The organism is Thiothrix sp. UBA5583, from assembly GCA_002425225.1.
In the GTDB taxonomy this organism is placed as follows: domain Bacteria; phylum Pseudomonadota; class Gammaproteobacteria; order Thiotrichales; family Thiotrichaceae; genus Thiothrix; species Thiothrix moscowensis.
This window is the reverse complement of the sequence record DILV01000023.1, coordinates 1-15,637: the sequence shown is the minus strand read 5'-3', so window position 1 is coordinate 15,637 and position 15,637 is coordinate 1. Positions and strand designations below refer to the sequence as shown.

Below are 15,637 nucleotides of genomic sequence, written 5' to 3'. Positions count from 1 at the left end.
ATCAAATCTCCCGCTGGCACAGACGCCGCAGGTGTTGCCTTAATTGCGTCCCTTGAAGATATTTGGTTGCAGAGTGTCGCCATGCACCATGATTCGATTCACGAATATCAATGACGACTTCCCGCCCATTTTGGCGAAAGTCACTAGCTAGGCAAGGATCAAGACGAGCTACCATGTCGAGTGAATCATAAATATTCACCCACTCACCCCGTAATTTGGTTGGAAAGCCATTCTCCCGTGTCCAGACCAATTTATCTTGTATTTCGTCAATTCCCAGAGGGCTGCCAATCGTCATGAAACCGTCAATCAAGGGGCATTCATTTACTCCGGTCATTACATCATAAGCAATAAATGACCCTTGGCTATGACCAACCATGATCTTTCTGGAATTGGTAGGAATTTTTCTCAAGTCATTGATCACTCGTGTACGGATCATGTCTCTGATACCCTGCACATTGAAAAGATAGTCGTGTGCTTCCCGCATGAACTCAGCCATGATTTTGTTTTTCACAAATCCAGGTAAAGGGATGCGCTCGAAGCCTGAAGGACTGTTGCTATCTGGAGTGTCATCGGGTGATTCACTGATTTCAGGAAAGCGTTTGCGCAGTGCCTTTGTCCAGTCATTTTCAGACAATTCAGCCTTGCCTGCATCAAGTTCTTCAGTTGGGTCATCGGTTAGGTTTTCATAAGACGATGAATCCAACGGGGTTGCGTAAAACAAATCTGCCCAGTACACAAAACTGGTTGTTACGCCTGATCCTCCCGGATCAAAACCCTGATCCGTGGCGGTAGGCATTGACAAGGCTTCAATCCAGATGCGTTTTAGTTCAGGCGGGCTAGGTTTGTTGGCAAGCCCATGAATAAATGTGACATGTACTGGATCGTTCATGACACTCTCCTATATGGAAATTATATTGTCTGATAGTAGCACTTTTCTGACATTTTCAATTTGATTCAAGTCTTTTTTTCGCTCACTGTCCGACAACTCTTCCCACAGCACAATCGACGGATGAAGCCGTTGCCGGTTGTTGCGCTGTTCCCCGTAACGCCAGCCGTTGACCAGCCGTTCGTAACGCCACGAACGGTGTTCCAGCCGACTCAGCAATTCACGTCGTTCCGCCGGTTCGTCTAGGCGGATGGCATCAGCCAGCACCAACGGCTGGTCGGCTTGCATGTGGATACCGATGCTTGCCAGTTTGACCGGTAAATGGTCGCCGGAACGGCGGCTGGCGGCACGATAGGTTTCCGCCAATTGTTCCCAGGGTTGCAGGCTGTCTGTTGACATGGCAGTGCCGGGGGCGGCTTGGAGCATGTTTTGCCGGTAGGCTTCGTGTACGGCGCGGGCGTTGCGTTCCACTTGCATCATACGCTTGAGGTCAAAGACCTGCACCGCCATGCCAAATGGAGTCAGGCTGGCATCGGTATTCTGGTCGTTGGCAGAAGCCAGCAGGGTGCGGATGCCATCGCTCTGTTGCAAGCGCACGTAAAACGGTACTTGCCAGCAGTTGAACCGCAGGGCCTGCTGATACAGGCTCATGGCATGGCGGAAGTTGCTTTCATCCTCGGTAGCGCAGAACAGGACGGCTGTTACCGCTCCATTCTGAGCAATGGCTGTCAGTTGTGTTTCATCCAGCTTGAAAGTCGGGGTGCATTCCTGTGCATATAAACCGGCAATGACCTGTTCCGCGCCGCTTCTGCCATTGGCGAATACAGGGTAACGTGCCACCAGCATGTCGCGCCATTGTTCCGCACCTGTGCCCAGCAGGGTAAATGCGGGTGGGACAAAATCCTTGTAGGGTGAAATCTTGGCGTACTGGCAGATCAGTGCTTCCACCAATGGGCTGAAACCGACGAATACCAGATGCACTTGTTGCTGCCCGTGCTGGTCTGCCCATGTATGTGGCGGATACTGGTTGAAATACCAACGAGCCAGCAGGTTGTCAGCGTTGTAAGGGTAGGGGTTCAGACGTTCGTTGGGTTGCAAAAAATGCCGGTAGTTTTCATTGCCTAAACCTTCGCTGAGCATGGCATCGTTGACGGCCAGATACAGGTCAAGTGGCGGATTGTTGGCAGGGCGTTGACGGCTGATGGCTTGCACAGCACTGGCAACTTGTAGGTTGGTATCTGTCGATTCCCCACAGGCAATCACGGCTTTGGCACTGACAACAGCGGCTGCGTGCAGGTCAGTTTCCTGTGTGGCGTCACCATACAGCAAAGTGACAGCGTGCTGCTGGCACCAACTTTCATGCTCATCATCAATGTGGTCGAGCAGGGCAACGATCCGTTGCTCCGGGTTGCTCTTACGCAAATTGCTGATGAAGGCTTGCCCCTGCATGTTGAGGCTGCATACCACGATATGGTCGTGATAACACCAGCGTACATAAGAGGCGGTCAGGTTGTCGCCCAGTAATACCCACGCCAAGCGCAGCAAAATGCCATAGAACGCAATGTAACCTAGCATCTGACCAACCACGATCAAGCTGGTACGTAGCCCCATTTCATCCGGCTTGATGAATTCGCTGTTCAACAATAGGTTGGCAGCGCTGTAGAGCGATTTACCCAGCGGTTGCTCCAGTTGTACCCAGAAACCCAGCAGCAGCGCGAGGAATGCCAGCAAGGCAACGCCCAGTAGCAGGGAAAACCAGGGCGTCGTTTCACGGTTACGGTTTTTTTTGTGGTTGGTTGGCATGGGCAATCCAGTAATGGCGTGGAAATATCCCAGAGTGTAACCCAAAAAACGTGACAGGATATGACGCGCCCGCCATCTGGCGTTAGAATGCCGTTTTGCCCAGATTTGCTTTAGGAGCTTACCATGCCCGTTTACCGTTCCCGTACCTCCACTGGTGGTCGCAACATGGCTGGCGCACGCGCGTTGTGGCGTGCTACCGGTATGACCGATGCGGATTTCCAGAAACCGATCATTGCTATTGCCAATTCCTTCACCCAGTTTGTGCCGGGGCATGTCCACCTCAAGGATCTGGGGCAACTGGTGGCACGCGAAATCGAAGCCGCCGGTGGGGTAGCCAAAGAATTCAATACCATCGCGGTGGATGACGGGATTGCGATGGGGCATGGCGGGATGCTGTATTCGTTGCCGTCACGCGAGCTGATCGCCGATGCGGTGGAATACATGGTCAATGCACATTGCGCCGATGCGCTGGTGTGCATTTCCAACTGCGACAAGATCACGCCGGGGATGCTGAATGCGGCGCTGCGTCTGAACATCCCCACCATTTTCGTTTCCGGTGGGCCAATGGAATCCGGTAAAGCCGTGATCGGTGGCAAAGTGGTGAAGCTGGATCTGGTGGATGCGATGGTTTCTGCTGCCAACAGTGCCGAAACTGACGAAAACGTGGAAAAGATGGAACGTTCCGCTTGCCCCACTTGCGGCTCCTGTTCCGGCATGTTCACTGCCAACTCGATGAACTGTCTGACCGAAGCCCTGGGTTTGAGCTTGCCGGGTAACGGTTCCACCCTCGCAACCCATGCCGACCGCGAACGCCTGTTCCTCGAAGCCGGGCGCATGATTGTCAGCCTTGCCAAACGTTACTACGAGCAGGATGATGCTTCCGTATTGCCGCGTTCCATTGCCACGTTTGCCGCGTTTGAAAACGCCATGTGTCTGGACATTGCGATGGGTGGTTCCACCAACACCATTCTGCACTTGCTGGCAGCCGCACAGGAAGCCGGGGTCAATTTCACCATGAACGACATTGACCGCTTGAGCCGTAAAGTGCCGCAATTGTGCAAAGTTGCGCCTTCCACCCAGCTTTACCATATGGAAGATGTGCATCGTGCCGGTGGGGTATTCGGCATTCTCGGTGAACTTGACCGTGCCGGATTGCTCAACCGTGAAGTTGGCACTGTCCACGCCACCAACATGGCGGAAGCCCTGTCACTGTGGGATGTGCGCCTGACCACCGATGAAAAACGCCTGAATTTCTTCCGTGCTGCTCCCGGCAATGTGCCCACCCAGGTGGCGTTTAGCCAAAGCAAACGCTGGGATTCACTTGACCTTGACCGTGCCAATGGTTGTATCCGCGATCAGGCTCATGCTTACAGTACTGAAGGCGGGTTGGCAGTACTGTTCGGCAATATCGCGCTGGATGGTTGCGTGGTGAAAACCGCTGGTGTGGATGAAAGCATCCTCAAATTCTCCGGCCCTGCGCGTATTTTCGAGTCACAGGACGCGGCAGTTGCCGGTATCCTCGGCGACCAGATTCAGGCGGGTGACATTGTGCTGATCCGTTACGAAGGCCCACGCGGCGGCCCAGGGATGCAGGAAATGCTCTACCCCACCTCCTATATCAAGTCCAAGGGCTTGGGCAAGGCGTGTGCGTTGATTACTGATGGGCGTTTTTCCGGCGGTACATCCGGTCTTTCCATTGGGCACGTTTCCCCTGAAGCGGCGGAAGGCGGCGCCATCGGTCTGGTGGAAGAGGGTGACATGATCGACATTGACATCCCCAACCGCAGTATCAACGTGCGCATCAGCGATGAGGAACTTGCCAGCCGTCGGGCGGCGATGGAAGCCAACGGCAGCGCAGCGTGGAAACCGCTCAACCGTGACCGTTACGTCAGTGCAGCATTGAAGGCGTATGCGGCGATGACCACATCCGCCTCCCGTGGGGCAGTGCGCGATGTTACGCAACTGGAAAAGTGAAAGCTAGTCTGAGCTAGTCCCTTCACTGTCAGGCAGCAGCGCACTGGCGAGTACCTTGTCAATGCGCGTGCCGTCCATGTCCACCACTTCCAGCCGCCAGCCTTCCCAGTCGCAATGGTCGGCGGTTTGCGGCAAGCGCCCCAGCAGCAGCATCAACATGCCGCTGAGGGTGTGGTAGCGGCCTTTGTCTTCTTCCGGCACGCTGCGGAAACCCAGTCGGTCTTTGAGTTCGGGAACCGGAATCAACCCATCCAGCAGCCAACTGCCATCCTCGCGCTGTACTGCCCAGGCATCATCCTGATGCTGCGGTTTGAATTCGCCGGTAATCGCTTCCATCATGTCATGCAGGGTGACAATGCCTTGCACTTCGCCGTATTCGTCGATGATGAACACCATTTGCCCGCCGGAATCCTTGAAGTTTTCCAGCAATTCCATGCCGGTCAGGGATTCGGGGACGAAGACAGCCGGTTTGAGGTGTTCGCTCAGGCTGGGTTGCTCACCGCGCAACATCTGGTTGAGCAACTGGCTGGTGCTGACAATACCTAGCACTTCATCCCAGTTGCCGCGCACCACTGGGAAACGCGAATAACGGTGGGCTTCCACCTGACTGAGGTTTTCTTCCAGTGACTTGTCCACATCCAGACAGACCACATCGCTGCGTGGAACCATGAAGGACGCTATCTGGCGGTCATCCAGCCGGAATACGTTGCGTACCATCTGATGTTCCTGTTCCTCGATAACCCCGGCATCGGAACCTTCGCTCAGCAACAGGTGGATGTCTTCTTCCGTTACGCTGCTGCTGTTGTCGTCTTTTGCACCCAGAATGCGCAGCAGCAGACGGGTGGAACCGGACAGCAACATCACGAACGGTTTGGCAATGATGGCTAGCCACAGCATCGGGCGAGCCACAAAGCGGGCAATGCCTTCCGGACTCATTTGCCCCAGACGCTTGGGAACCAGTTCTCCCAGTACAATCGAGAAATAGGTAATGCTGACGACTACCAAGCCGGTTGCCAGCGGGTTGGCAATGTGTTCTTCCACCCCCAGGGTTTGCAACCAGGCGCTGAAAGGCGGGCTAAGAGCCGCTTCACCGACGATACCGTTCAGGACACCGATGGAGGTAATGCCGATCTGTACGGCAGACAGGAAAAAAGTCGGATCTTCCCCCAACCGCAACGCCGTTGCCGCAGTCTTGTCCCCCTGCTGCGCAAGGTTTTGCAGGCGTGCCTTCCGTGCTGCCACTAGCGCAATTTCTGACATGGCAAAAAAACCGTTCAGCAAAATCAGGCCGAACAAAATGGCTATGTCCACAATCCAATAATCCTGTTTTTGAAAGTCATGGCGGCATTGTACTATCGGTTGCTACTATTTTAATGATTTTCCCCAATATTCCAGCAGAGAAATACATGAAACTTGGAACCTGCCTGTATAACCACCAAACCTATGTCTGTATCGCCGAGGGTGAGTACGTACTGATTCCGGCTCTGGATGCCGCTTTCGACCAGCCGCAGTGGCGTGACATGCTGACCCTGCTTGACAGTGGTACTGACCTGCAAGCACCGCTGCAAGCCGCCAGTGCGGTAATGCGCGTACCGTTGAAGGAGATTACCCTACTCGCGCCGATCCCCCGCCCACGCAAGAATGTGATGTGCCTCGGCCTCAACTATCTGGAACATGCGCAGGAAACCGCCAGTCAGGTGGGGCGCACCGGCAAGGCGCCACAATACCCGATCGTGTTTACCAAATGCCCGACCAGTGTTACCGGGCATAATGTTGACATCCCGTTCGACCCGGATACCTGTTCACAGCTTGACTGGGAAGCGGAACTTGGCGTGGTACTCGGCAAAGGCGGCAAGAAAATCAGCCGCGAAAATGCGCTGGCGCATGTTTTTGGCTACACCGTCATCAATGACCTGAGCGCCCGCGACATCCAGCTCAACCACAAGCAGTATTTTCTGGGCAAAAGCCTGGATGGCGGCTGTCCGATGGGGCCATGGCTGGTGACTGCCGATGAAATTCCTGACCCACAAGCCCTTGATATTGCCTGCCGGGTCAATGGAATCGGCAAGCAAGCCTCCAATACCCGCCACATGATTTTCGACATTGCCAGCATTATCGAATGGCTGTCACGGGGCATGACGCTGGAAGCTGGCGACGTCATCGCCACTGGCACACCCAGCGGGGTCGGTTTCGTGCGTGAACCGCCGGAATACCTGCAACCGGGCGATGTGGTCGAGTGCGAAGTGGCAGGTGTTGGCCTGTTAAGGAACCGGATTGCCCAACCTTGAATCGTGATTGTAATCGTGGCTGGCCTGAAGCAGGTTATTGTGCTGCCAGTCGGTCAAGCGCCCGGTAACTGAGGGCTTCCGTCAGGTGCGCCGTGCGGATTTCCTCGCTTTCTGCCAAATCCGCTACGGTTCGTGCCACCTTGAGGATACGGTGATAGGCACGTGCCGACAGTTTGAAGCGTTCCATCGCGTGGTTGAGTAACTTCTGGTCTTTTTCCGCCAAGGTGCAATGCTGGTCGACTTCACGCCCGCTGAGGGCATTGTTGATCTTGCCCTGACGTGAATGCTGGCGACCACGGGCAGCCAACACCCGCTGGCGTACATCGGTACTGCTTTCGCCCGCTTTCAGGGACTGCAAGTCTTCGTGTTTGACCCGTGGCACTTCGATTTGCAGGTCGATACGGTCAAGGAACGGGGCAGAAATGCGGGTGCGGTGCTTGCGTTGCTGTTCCGGCGAACATTCGCAGTTGTCGCGCAGGTCACAAGCGCGACCTTGCGGGCACGGGTTCATCGCCGCCACCAACTGGAAACGTGCCGGGTAGGTGGCCTGGCGTGCTGCCCGTGACAGGGTGATCCTGCCGGTTTCCAGCGGTTCGCGCAGCACATCCAGCACACTGCGGTCGAATTCGGTCAGTTCATCCAGGAACAATACGCCGTGGTGAGCCAGGGAAATTTCCCCCGGTCTGACTTGTGAACCACCGCCGACTAATGCCACCCCGGACGAGGTATGATGTGGCTCACGCACCGGGCGTTGCCCCCAGCGGCTGGCATCAAAACCGTGATGACTGATGGAAGCGATGGCGGCGGATTCCAGCGCTTCTTCTTCCGACAGCGGCGGCAAAATGGTGGCAAGGCGGTTGGCGAGCATGGTCTTGCCCGTACCGGGTGGGCCGACCATCAACAGGTTATGACCTCCGGCGGCGGCAATTTCCAGCGCACGCCGCGCCATGAATTGGCCTTTCACATCACTGAGGTCAAACGGGTAAGTGGTTTCTGTGGCCTCAATCGCCTGTTCCCAGCGCACCAGCGGCTCGGAACCGTGCAGATGTTCCACCACTTCGCCCAAATCCTTGGCGGGGTAGACTTTCAAGCCCCGAATCAGGCTGGCTTCGGCGGCATTTTCCTGTGGCACAATCAGGGCGCGTCCGGCTTGCAGGGCGGCGAAGGCGGTTGGCAATACCCCACGCACCGGGCGCAATTGCCCACCCAGCGACAGTTCGCCAATGAATTCATAGCCTGACAGGGTTTCAGTCGGCACTTGCTCACTCGCCGCCAGCAAACCGATCGCCACCGGCAGGTCAAAGCGCCCGCCATCCTTGGGGATGTCAGCCGGGGCGAGATTGACAGTAATGCGCCGCAACGGGAAGTTAAAACCGGAATTACTCATGGCTGCCCGCACCCGGTCACGGCTTTCTTTCACGGCAGTTTCTGGCAAACCAACGAGGGAAAGGCCTGGCAAACCGTTGGCAAGATGGACTTCCACACTCACAAGCGGGGCATCCAGACCGTTGTTGGTGCGGCTGTAGACAATGGCAAGGCTCATTATTGTTGTTCTCTGTTGTTCGGGTTGACGACAGGAGGCATTCTGCGGTTTACACTTGGTGTGGCTCAAGGAAATGGCGACAAAAGGAAACCCGCTCATGAATGCTTCAACAGATAAACATCCCCGTATCGGTATCGCCCTCGGCAGCGGCTCTTCACGCGGCTGGGCGCACATCGGCATCCTGCGGGCGTTGGCGGCGCTGGATATTCACCCGGACATCGTGTGCGGCTGCTCAGTCGGTTCCATTGTTGGTGCAGCCTATGCTGCCGGAAACCTCGACACGCTGGAACAAGGGGTGTTGTCGCTGAACAAGCTGGAACTGATGCGCTTTTTCGAGCTGAATGCCGCGTTCAACGGTTTCGTCAAACGCGACAAGCTGCAACAGTTTTTCCACGCCAATGTCTGCGATGAAAACCTGCCTATCGCCGGGTTGCAACGCGCTTTCGCCACGGTTTCCACCAATCTGGAAAACGGGCGCGAAGTCTGGTTCACGTCAGGCACGGTACTGGATGCCGTCTGGGCGTCGATTGCCCTGCCCGGCCTGTTTCCACCTTACCGGCATCGTGAGCAGTGGTTGGTGGATGGCGGCCTGAGCAACCCCGTGCCCGTATCACTGTGCCGCGCACTGGGGGCGGACATCGTGATTGCGGTCAACCTGAATGGCAATGTTGCCCGCCGTTATGCCCATCACACGCAAAGAGGCAAGCCCGACAAACCGGCAGAAAAACCCCCAGCAAGCACCAACAAAAACAGCAGCAAGGTGGAAGGTATTGTCGATACCCTGACCGCTTCCCTGCGTGAATATTCATCCGCCTTGCTGCCCGATAACAGGGACAAGGAAACCGCCCCCGGCCTGATGGATGCACTGGCAGCCTCCATCAACATCATGCAGGACAAGATTACCCGCAGCCGCATGGCAGGCGACCCGCCGGAAATCCTGTTGACCCCGCGTCTGGAGCACATCGGCTTGCTGGAATTTTTCCGCGCCGAAGAAGCTATCCAGGAAGGCTACCAGACCGTGGAGCGTATGAAGGTGGAAATCGCCAGCCTGCTGGAGGTGTAGGCTGTGCCTAAAAATCCCGCCCGAAATTGAAATAGGCTTCCTGATCAAAGCCTTCGGTTTTGCGCAACCCGACAAATGCTGGCCCAACCGGTGTTTCTGCCCCGACGAACACCGAACCTGTAGAACGCAAATCATCCAGTGCCACGGCATCACGCTCTTGCCATGCCTGCTTTGCCCCCAGTGATGCCCCCACGTGCAGTTTGGCAATTTGCGGCACTTCGGCAAGCTGGCGCATGTAGGTCAGCGAGCCATCCACGCTGTAGTTGCCGATCAACTGGTCGTTGTCGGCAAACGCCATCCGCCCGGTTTTCAGGGCATTGCCACTGGTGTACTGTAAGCCATCCTCGTTGTTGGCATTGGCTTCCAGTCGCCCACTGGCAATCAGGCGGTGCTTGTCCTTGCTCCACACCCGCTCACCTTCCAGCTCAATGCGTGAAAAGCCGGTGTCGCTGCCCATGCCCTTGATGCCGTGGGTATAGGCAGCCGTGACGCGCCCGCCCTTGCTGGGGAAATTGACGGAATCCAGCGTATCGGCCTGATATTGCAGCTTGACCCCGGCTTCGGTGATCGCGTCATCCGTTAACGCCAGCGTGCCGGTTTTCACTTCCGGCTTGATGCGGTGGTAAAACACCCCTGCCCGCACTTCGCCACTTGTACCCAGCTCCCGCCCGACATCCACTTGCGCCCCGGCCTCTCTGGCTCGCAATTCCGCCACCTGTTGCGAGTCGCTGAGGATGCTGGCGTCACGTTCCTGATACCACACCTTGGGGGCAACGAAAGTGCTCTTGTCGTCACGCAGCGGGTGATGCGACTCGGCCTTGGCGAGGATGCGCTCACCGATCACCCCTTGCAAGCGCAATTCTGTGCCCTTGCCGGTCAAGCCCTGGCGCACGTATTTCACCCCAGCCTGATAGCGGGTATCACCGTTGAAATCGTCCCCCAGGGCAAAACCACCGCTGAGACGCTGTTCACCTTCCGCAGCCTTGTGGGCAATCACTTTCAGGTCGTAACGACCATCCGGGCGCTGGGCAAGGTTGTAATCGACCAGACTGAAGTAGCCGAGGCTGTAAACCCGATCCAGCCCAGCCTGCAAACGTTGGGTATCCAGCACTTCACCCGGCTGAATACCCAGTTTCTGCTGCACCAGCTTGTCACTCAGGGAAGAACCGTTGTCGATCTGCACCTGCGCCACCCGGATGGGCTGCTCTCCGGCTGCTGGAACCGTTGTCACCTGCCGGGTTGCCGTCTCCCCACCCAGGTTTGCCAGCAATTGCCGCAGGGCTGGCAATTGCGCCCGCGCCCCCTGTTCCCCCAGCGGGATAGTCTCTGTCACTTTCTCGAAATGCAGGCTGCCAATCTCGCCAACCGGCGGCAGGATGAGGATGTCCTGGCTGGTCAGGCTGTCGAGCTGCGCTTGGCTGCTTTTGCGCATCAGCAAATCCATGGTCTGCAAGGTAATGTCGAGCGCGGAATCCAGCTTGCGGTTGGTTTCGGGCGGAATGCTCGACACGATCACAATGTCAGCTCCCATCTGGCGGGCAATGTCCACTGGCAGGTTATTGGAAACCAGCCCATCCACCAGCAGGCGATTGTCGATGGTGACAGGTGCAAACAGCCCCGGAATCGACATGCTAGCTCGTACCGCCGTTGCCAGATTGCCCTTTTTCAGCACCACGGTTTCCCCGGTACGGATGTCGGTTGCCACTGCCCGGAACGGGATCGGCAAATGGTCGAAATCGTTGATCTGGCTGACCGGGGCAAGCAGGCGGCGCAGCTCGAACATCAGGCGTTGCCCATCAATCAGCCCTGTCGGCAGTTTCACCCCCTCCCTGGCAACCCCGACATTGAAGGCACTGAAAAAGTCCGCACTTTGCTGTTTTTGCTGGAATGACTTGATCTGGTGGGCAGGGTCATCCCGGAACAGGGTAGGCCAGTCCAGCCCGTTGACCACTTTTTCGAGTTCATTAGCACTCATGCCAGAAGCATACAGGCTGCCGACGATCGCCCCCATGCTGTTGCCTGCAATCACGTCGATTGGGATGTGGTTTTCTTCCAGCACCTTGAGCACCCCGACGTGGGCAACCCCGGCAGCACCGCCACCACCGAGTACCAGACCGATTTTGGGACGTTCCTGGGCGTAAGCGGCGTGAGTGCAGAACCACAGGGTCAGCAGGAGGGTGATGAAGGTTTTCATGATGTTTTTACAGGTTGCCCGTTATTTGTTAGGGCAAGTTTAGCATAGTGGCTGGGGCGCTAAACCATGACAGACCTGCCGCTTGTAAGCGGTACTTGCAAACTGATCTCGTGCAGAGGGACTTCTGGTGGGTGTGGCGGTGCATGGCTAATACCGCCGTGGTTCCATTAGGGTTTGCGTGGCGGGCTGTCCCAATCCAGGTTGTTGCAGGCTTCGCATTCCTCCTCAAAGATGCCCACTTTCGCCAGCAAGGCATGAACCTGACAGCCGACGCAAAAACCCAGGACAGTTTCCAGCCACATAAAGCCAATACAGACCCATACCAGCGTAGTCGGAATCCAGCTTGGCATGTAGTTTTCGGTGGTAGGTAGCCATTCTTCACCCATGACAACATTCACCCAACCGGCGAATACTTCCGGGTTGAAAAAGATCAGGCAGGTTGCGACTAGACTCGCGCCGATTGCCCAGGCAAAACGCTTGGGTAGCAGCGGTTTCCACAAAGGGCGTTTGCCGCGTGCCAAAAAACTGGAGATCAGGATGGTCGGTGAAAACCGTGAGGTAAGCACAAACATGCCCGCCAGCATTTCAAATAAGGCATAGAGCAAGAGCCATGTCTGCAAGGTGTAATCATAGGTGCGGCGTACCACTTCAACTTGGTAAATAATTCGCCCGTCGAAATCGGTTTCCAGCGTATCCTGAATCAGCTCGCCGGTTGCCAGCCACGGTGAGCTGTAGATGGAATCGTACAGCGTCCAGCCCATGAACAGCGGAATGAACAACAGCAAACCAGCACGGATGCGCACAGCCGTGTCATTGAGGTACGGTGCAGTTTCTGAGGGGTCACGAAACCACAAGTTCTTGCAGGTGGCAAACCAGGATGTGGGCATACGACAAGCCTCCTAACGGCTGGTGGCTGGTGATGACATGCTTTCCTGTTCCATCGACAGATAGACCTGATAAGCATTGCGGCGGTTGGCTTCATCGAAAGCAGGCAGGTGAATGAAATCACCCCAGTCGGTCGCGTCATACGTTTCCTCAAACGGGGTCATGTTTTCCACGGCTTTGCCCATCTTTTCACGCAGGAAGGCAATGTATTTGGCAGTGGTCTGGATGACTTCCTGCGGGTTTTTCGACATCGGGCCATGACCGGGAACCATTGCGTTCAGTTTGCCCGCTGCCATTGCTTGCAGGCGTTCCAGCCAGACTTTGGTGTTGGCATCGCCGACGTAAGGGATGCGCCCTTCAAAAATCAGATCGCCAATCAACAACACCCCATCCGGCTCGACCAGCACGCTTTGGTCGCCGTCAGAATGCGCTTTACCGTTGTAAATCAGTTTGAGGGTAACGCCGCCGAGTTTGATTTCCTCATCGGCTTCCACGTAACGGTCGGGTTTGACCAGACGGGTCTCGGCATTGACCCACGGGGCAAGATCCTGACGGCGCGATGCCAGCAAGGCTTCGGCATTGTCGGAATTGATGTATTCCTCCGCACCGGCTGGGGCTATGATTTCTGCACCTTGATCTTTGAAGACTTGCAAGCCGTAAATATGGTCGGCGTGGTAATGGCTGATGATGACTTTTTTGACCGGCTTGTCGGTGATTTTCTGGAGCTTTTGCAGCAATAGTTGCGCCAGTGCAGGGGAGCCAAGGGTATCGAACAGGATAACACCTTCCTCAGTGACAATCGCGGCAGCATTGGAAATGAAACCATGATTCTGGGTGGCAGTCCCCGGAGCACCTTGCACATAGTAAACATGTTCGGAAACCTTGAGCAGTTCCATGACCACGGGGGGCAGTTGTGCTTCGGCGCGGGCGCTGGATGCCAGTAACCAGCACATCGTCATGATGAGTGTTGCAATAAAACGCATGATCCCTCCGGGCAGCAAAAAACAGGTCTTTACGACGATGTGACAGGTGGGCTGATTATTCCATTTTTGTTGTTCGGTATCGTGGGTTGGCGTGCTGTCCAACATTTTTTAACAATTTCGTCATTAATCTATATCATTGAACTTAAATTAAATTTATCATAAATAAGGCTTTTTTAATCAACCAGATAGAGAGGAGGGGTTTATGAGAGAAAGAGTCTTGTGTGCTATGACGCTGGCTATTGGGGTGGCTTTGAGCGGTTGTGCAACCACAGGGGGGGGTGATGAAAAAGCAACCCTCAGCAGCAGTGCCAAGCCGGAGGTCAAGGCTGCGATTGCCTCGGCAGAGACTGCCAATGTTGCGGCAGCGAAAGCTGGATTTGAGTGGTACATGAATGGCAAGTCGATGTCTGATAACTTGCAGGATGCAATTAAGTCTGCCAACAATGGGGATGATGCCAAGGCTCTCAAGCTGGCAAAGATGGTGGAATTGTCGGGGATGGAAGGGCAGAAACAGGCTGAGTTAGCCAAAGCCGCAGGGCCACATTTTGCGCCTGCTGCCAAACCTGCGGCACAAGCTGCTGCCAAAGGGGATGGAAAAGCCCAAAAGTCTGTTGTTGCCAGTAGCAAACAGGAAAAGCCGACCGCAACCACCGAAAAGCCAGCCGCAACCGCTGAGAAACCAGCCACGCAAGCCAAGGTGGCAGCAGGCGGAGGCTCAGGCTCGAAAGTCTACCGCGCTTCCTGTTCTGCCTGCCATGACAGTGGTGTGGCGGGTGCGCCCAAGCTGGGGGACAAGGCAGCGTGGGGGAGTCGTATTGCTGCGGGCAACCTTCATGCTAATGCACTGAATGGTAAGGGAGCAATGCCCGCCAAGGGAGGCAATGCGTCCTTGTCTGATGCTGATGTAAAAGCAGCGGTGGATTATATGGTATCCCAATCCAAATAAGGTTTTGTGCCATCGTGTTTTGAAAACTCCCGCCTTGGCGGGAGTTTTCTTGTCTGGCTTGCAGAATGAAGAAGAAAAACCCGGCAGAGCCGGGTTTGACTTGTCAGATCAGATCGAGAAAAGGTTTACTTGCGTGAACCAGGGCCGTTCCACTCCTGACCATTCGACATATAGGTCATGAAGTATTCCAGTGCCTTGTATTCGTCGCCTTCCGCCTTGAAGTTATTGGCGCGAACCATGGTATTGCATCCCATGAAGCGGTTGTGCAGGGTAGTGATTTCACCATCCGCAGAACGGTAGGTTGGCCAATGGGTAACATGCCCCATTGCCGGGCTGAGCAGGTCGGCACGGATCATTTTGCCCGCGTTGTAAACGTGGCAATCCGCACAAGACATGTTCAATTGACCACGCTTGGCATAGAAGAAGTTTTTACCTTTTTCATACCACTCCAGCCCTTTGCCTTCAGGGGTGGCAAGATTGATTTTGCCGCCACGGCCTTCCATTGCGACATAGGCAGACAATTGTGCTACCGCGCCCTTGTTCAGGAATGGCTTGCCTTCCTTGTTGACAAAACCTTCGCCATCATTGGTTTTTTTGCACGCATCCAGTGCACCTACCATCGTGACGACCGTGTTCTTTTCTGCGTCATAGTACGGGTACTTGCCGCGAACACTTTTCACATCACCCATGCAGTCAGCGTAGGTTTTGCCGTTCTTGAAAGGGGTTTCCCAAATCTTCTTGCCAGCATCAATATCTGGCTCGTAAGGAGGAAAAGATGATTCCATTTCTTCCCACTGGGCTTTCAAAGTGGGATCAAGTGCGTAAGCACCGTCTTTGAAATCCGCCTGATTGATGTCGGGGAATTGCTTTTTGTAATGCGCCTGGAACGCAGCCAGATCTTCTGCCGGGCCAGCCTGCACTGCAAAGGATGCTGCCACGAGGGTGACAGCAACAGCACCTGTAACAAATGCCTGTTTCATGAAAACCTCCTTAGCGTTAGGCAGCATCAGTTTCGGCGGAATCTTTCTCGCCCTTGTTGTCAGTCCAGGCGAGTTTGACCTTGTCGCCAGCC

Annotated in this window: 12 protein-coding genes; 4 read left to right on the top strand and 8 right to left on the bottom strand. The window is 55.4% G+C overall.

Features of this window, described 5'->3' with window-relative positions:
• Nucleotide 1: 1 nt before the first annotated feature.
• Nucleotides 2-889 carry a hypothetical protein gene (locus tag B2U47_RS07540; RefSeq protein WP_296675952.1) on the bottom strand — a complete coding sequence of 296 codons (888 nt, stop codon included), beginning with the start codon at nucleotides 887-889 and terminating at the stop codon, nucleotides 2-4.
• 9 nt (nucleotides 890-898) lie between these two features.
• Complete coding sequence (locus B2U47_RS07535; protein ID WP_296675949.1) at nucleotides 899-2,689, bottom strand: RyR domain-containing protein; 1,791 nt, start codon at nucleotides 2,687-2,689, stop codon at nucleotides 899-901.
• Nucleotides 2,690-2,812: 123 nt separating this feature from the next.
• Between B2U47_RS07535 and ilvD the strand changes: the two genes are divergently transcribed.
• Nucleotides 2,813-4,663, top strand: a complete 1,851-nt coding sequence (ilvD, locus tag B2U47_RS07530; RefSeq protein WP_296675948.1) for a dihydroxy-acid dehydratase — start codon at nucleotides 2,813-2,815, stop codon at nucleotides 4,661-4,663.
• Between the two features lie 3 nt (nucleotides 4,664-4,666).
• Here ilvD and B2U47_RS07525 read toward each other — a convergent pair whose 3' ends face one another.
• Nucleotides 4,667-5,974 carry a hemolysin family protein gene (locus B2U47_RS07525; RefSeq protein WP_296675946.1) on the bottom strand — a complete coding sequence of 436 codons (1,308 nt, stop codon included), beginning with the start codon at nucleotides 5,972-5,974 and terminating at the stop codon, nucleotides 4,667-4,669.
• Between the two features lie 95 nt (nucleotides 5,975-6,069).
• Here B2U47_RS07525 and B2U47_RS07520 point away from each other — a divergent pair, with 95 nt between their 5' ends.
• On the top strand, nucleotides 6,070-6,951 hold the full coding sequence (locus tag B2U47_RS07520; RefSeq protein WP_296675943.1) for a fumarylacetoacetate hydrolase family protein: 882 nt from the start codon (nucleotides 6,070-6,072) through the stop codon (nucleotides 6,949-6,951).
• 34 nt (nucleotides 6,952-6,985) lie between these two features.
• Here the strand turns inward: B2U47_RS07520 and B2U47_RS07515 are convergent, their stop codons facing one another.
• Nucleotides 6,986-8,494 (bottom strand): YifB family Mg chelatase-like AAA ATPase, encoded by a 1,509-nt coding sequence (locus B2U47_RS07515; RefSeq protein WP_296675942.1) that lies wholly within the window; start codon nucleotides 8,492-8,494, stop codon nucleotides 6,986-6,988.
• A gap of 97 nt (nucleotides 8,495-8,591) precedes the next feature.
• Here B2U47_RS07515 and B2U47_RS07510 point away from each other — a divergent pair, with 97 nt between their 5' ends.
• Nucleotides 8,592-9,557 (top strand): patatin-like phospholipase family protein, encoded by a 966-nt coding sequence (locus tag B2U47_RS07510; protein WP_296675939.1) that lies wholly within the window; start codon nucleotides 8,592-8,594, stop codon nucleotides 9,555-9,557.
• A 7-nt stretch (nucleotides 9,558-9,564) separates the two neighbouring features.
• Here the strand turns inward: B2U47_RS07510 and B2U47_RS07505 are convergent, their stop codons facing one another.
• The 3 genes from B2U47_RS07505 to B2U47_RS07495 form a co-directional block, all read right to left on the bottom strand.
• A complete protein-coding gene (locus B2U47_RS07505; RefSeq protein WP_296675937.1) occupies nucleotides 9,565-11,751 on the bottom strand; it encodes a patatin-like phospholipase family protein in 2,187 nt (728 codons plus the stop codon).
• 167 nt (nucleotides 11,752-11,918) lie between these two features.
• Nucleotides 11,919-12,638, bottom strand: coding sequence for a DUF4395 domain-containing protein (locus B2U47_RS07500; protein ID WP_296675935.1), 720 nt, complete (start codon nucleotides 12,636-12,638; stop codon nucleotides 11,919-11,921).
• Nucleotides 12,639-12,650: 12 nt separating this feature from the next.
• Nucleotides 12,651-13,619: an MBL fold metallo-hydrolase gene (locus B2U47_RS07495; RefSeq protein WP_296675932.1), complete on the bottom strand. Its 969-nt coding sequence runs from the start codon at nucleotides 13,617-13,619 to the stop codon at nucleotides 12,651-12,653.
• Nucleotides 13,620-13,821: 202 nt separating this feature from the next.
• Here B2U47_RS07495 and B2U47_RS07490 point away from each other — a divergent pair, with 202 nt between their 5' ends.
• A complete protein-coding gene (locus B2U47_RS07490) occupies nucleotides 13,822-14,565 on the top strand; it encodes a c-type cytochrome (RefSeq protein WP_296675930.1) in 744 nt (247 codons plus the stop codon).
• Nucleotides 14,566-14,690: 125 nt separating this feature from the next.
• Here the strand turns inward: B2U47_RS07490 and soxA are convergent, their stop codons facing one another.
• Entirely contained in the window at nucleotides 14,691-15,545 is an 855-nt protein-coding gene (soxA, locus tag B2U47_RS07485; RefSeq protein ID WP_296675927.1) for a sulfur oxidation c-type cytochrome SoxA, read from the bottom strand.
• Nucleotides 15,546-15,637: the final 92 nt, after the last annotated feature.

Excerpts from the sequence above, each read along its gene's own strand:
- B2U47_RS07540 (WP_296675952.1), bottom strand. The coding sequence starts at position 889 with ATGAACGATCCAGTACATGTCACATTTATTCATGGGCTTGCCAACAAA.
- B2U47_RS07535 (WP_296675949.1), bottom strand. The coding sequence starts at position 2,689 with ATGCCAACCAACCACAAAAAAAACCGTAACCGTGAAACGACGCCCTGG.
- ilvD (WP_296675948.1), top strand. The coding sequence starts at position 2,813 with ATGCCCGTTTACCGTTCCCGTACCTCCACTGGTGGTCGCAACATGGCT.
- B2U47_RS07520 (WP_296675943.1), top strand. The coding sequence starts at position 6,070 with ATGAAACTTGGAACCTGCCTGTATAACCACCAAACCTATGTCTGTATC.
- B2U47_RS07515 (WP_296675942.1), bottom strand. The coding sequence starts at position 8,494 with ATGAGCCTTGCCATTGTCTACAGCCGCACCAACAACGGTCTGGATGCC.
- B2U47_RS07510 (WP_296675939.1), top strand. The coding sequence starts at position 8,592 with ATGAATGCTTCAACAGATAAACATCCCCGTATCGGTATCGCCCTCGGC.
- B2U47_RS07505 (WP_296675937.1), bottom strand. The coding sequence starts at position 11,751 with ATGAAAACCTTCATCACCCTCCTGCTGACCCTGTGGTTCTGCACTCAC.
- B2U47_RS07500 (WP_296675935.1), bottom strand. The coding sequence starts at position 12,638 with ATGCCCACATCCTGGTTTGCCACCTGCAAGAACTTGTGGTTTCGTGAC.
- B2U47_RS07495 (WP_296675932.1), bottom strand. The coding sequence starts at position 13,619 with ATGCGTTTTATTGCAACACTCATCATGACGATGTGCTGGTTACTGGCA.
- B2U47_RS07490 (WP_296675930.1), top strand. The coding sequence starts at position 13,822 with ATGAGAGAAAGAGTCTTGTGTGCTATGACGCTGGCTATTGGGGTGGCT.
- soxA (WP_296675927.1), bottom strand. The coding sequence starts at position 15,545 with ATGAAACAGGCATTTGTTACAGGTGCTGTTGCTGTCACCCTCGTGGCA.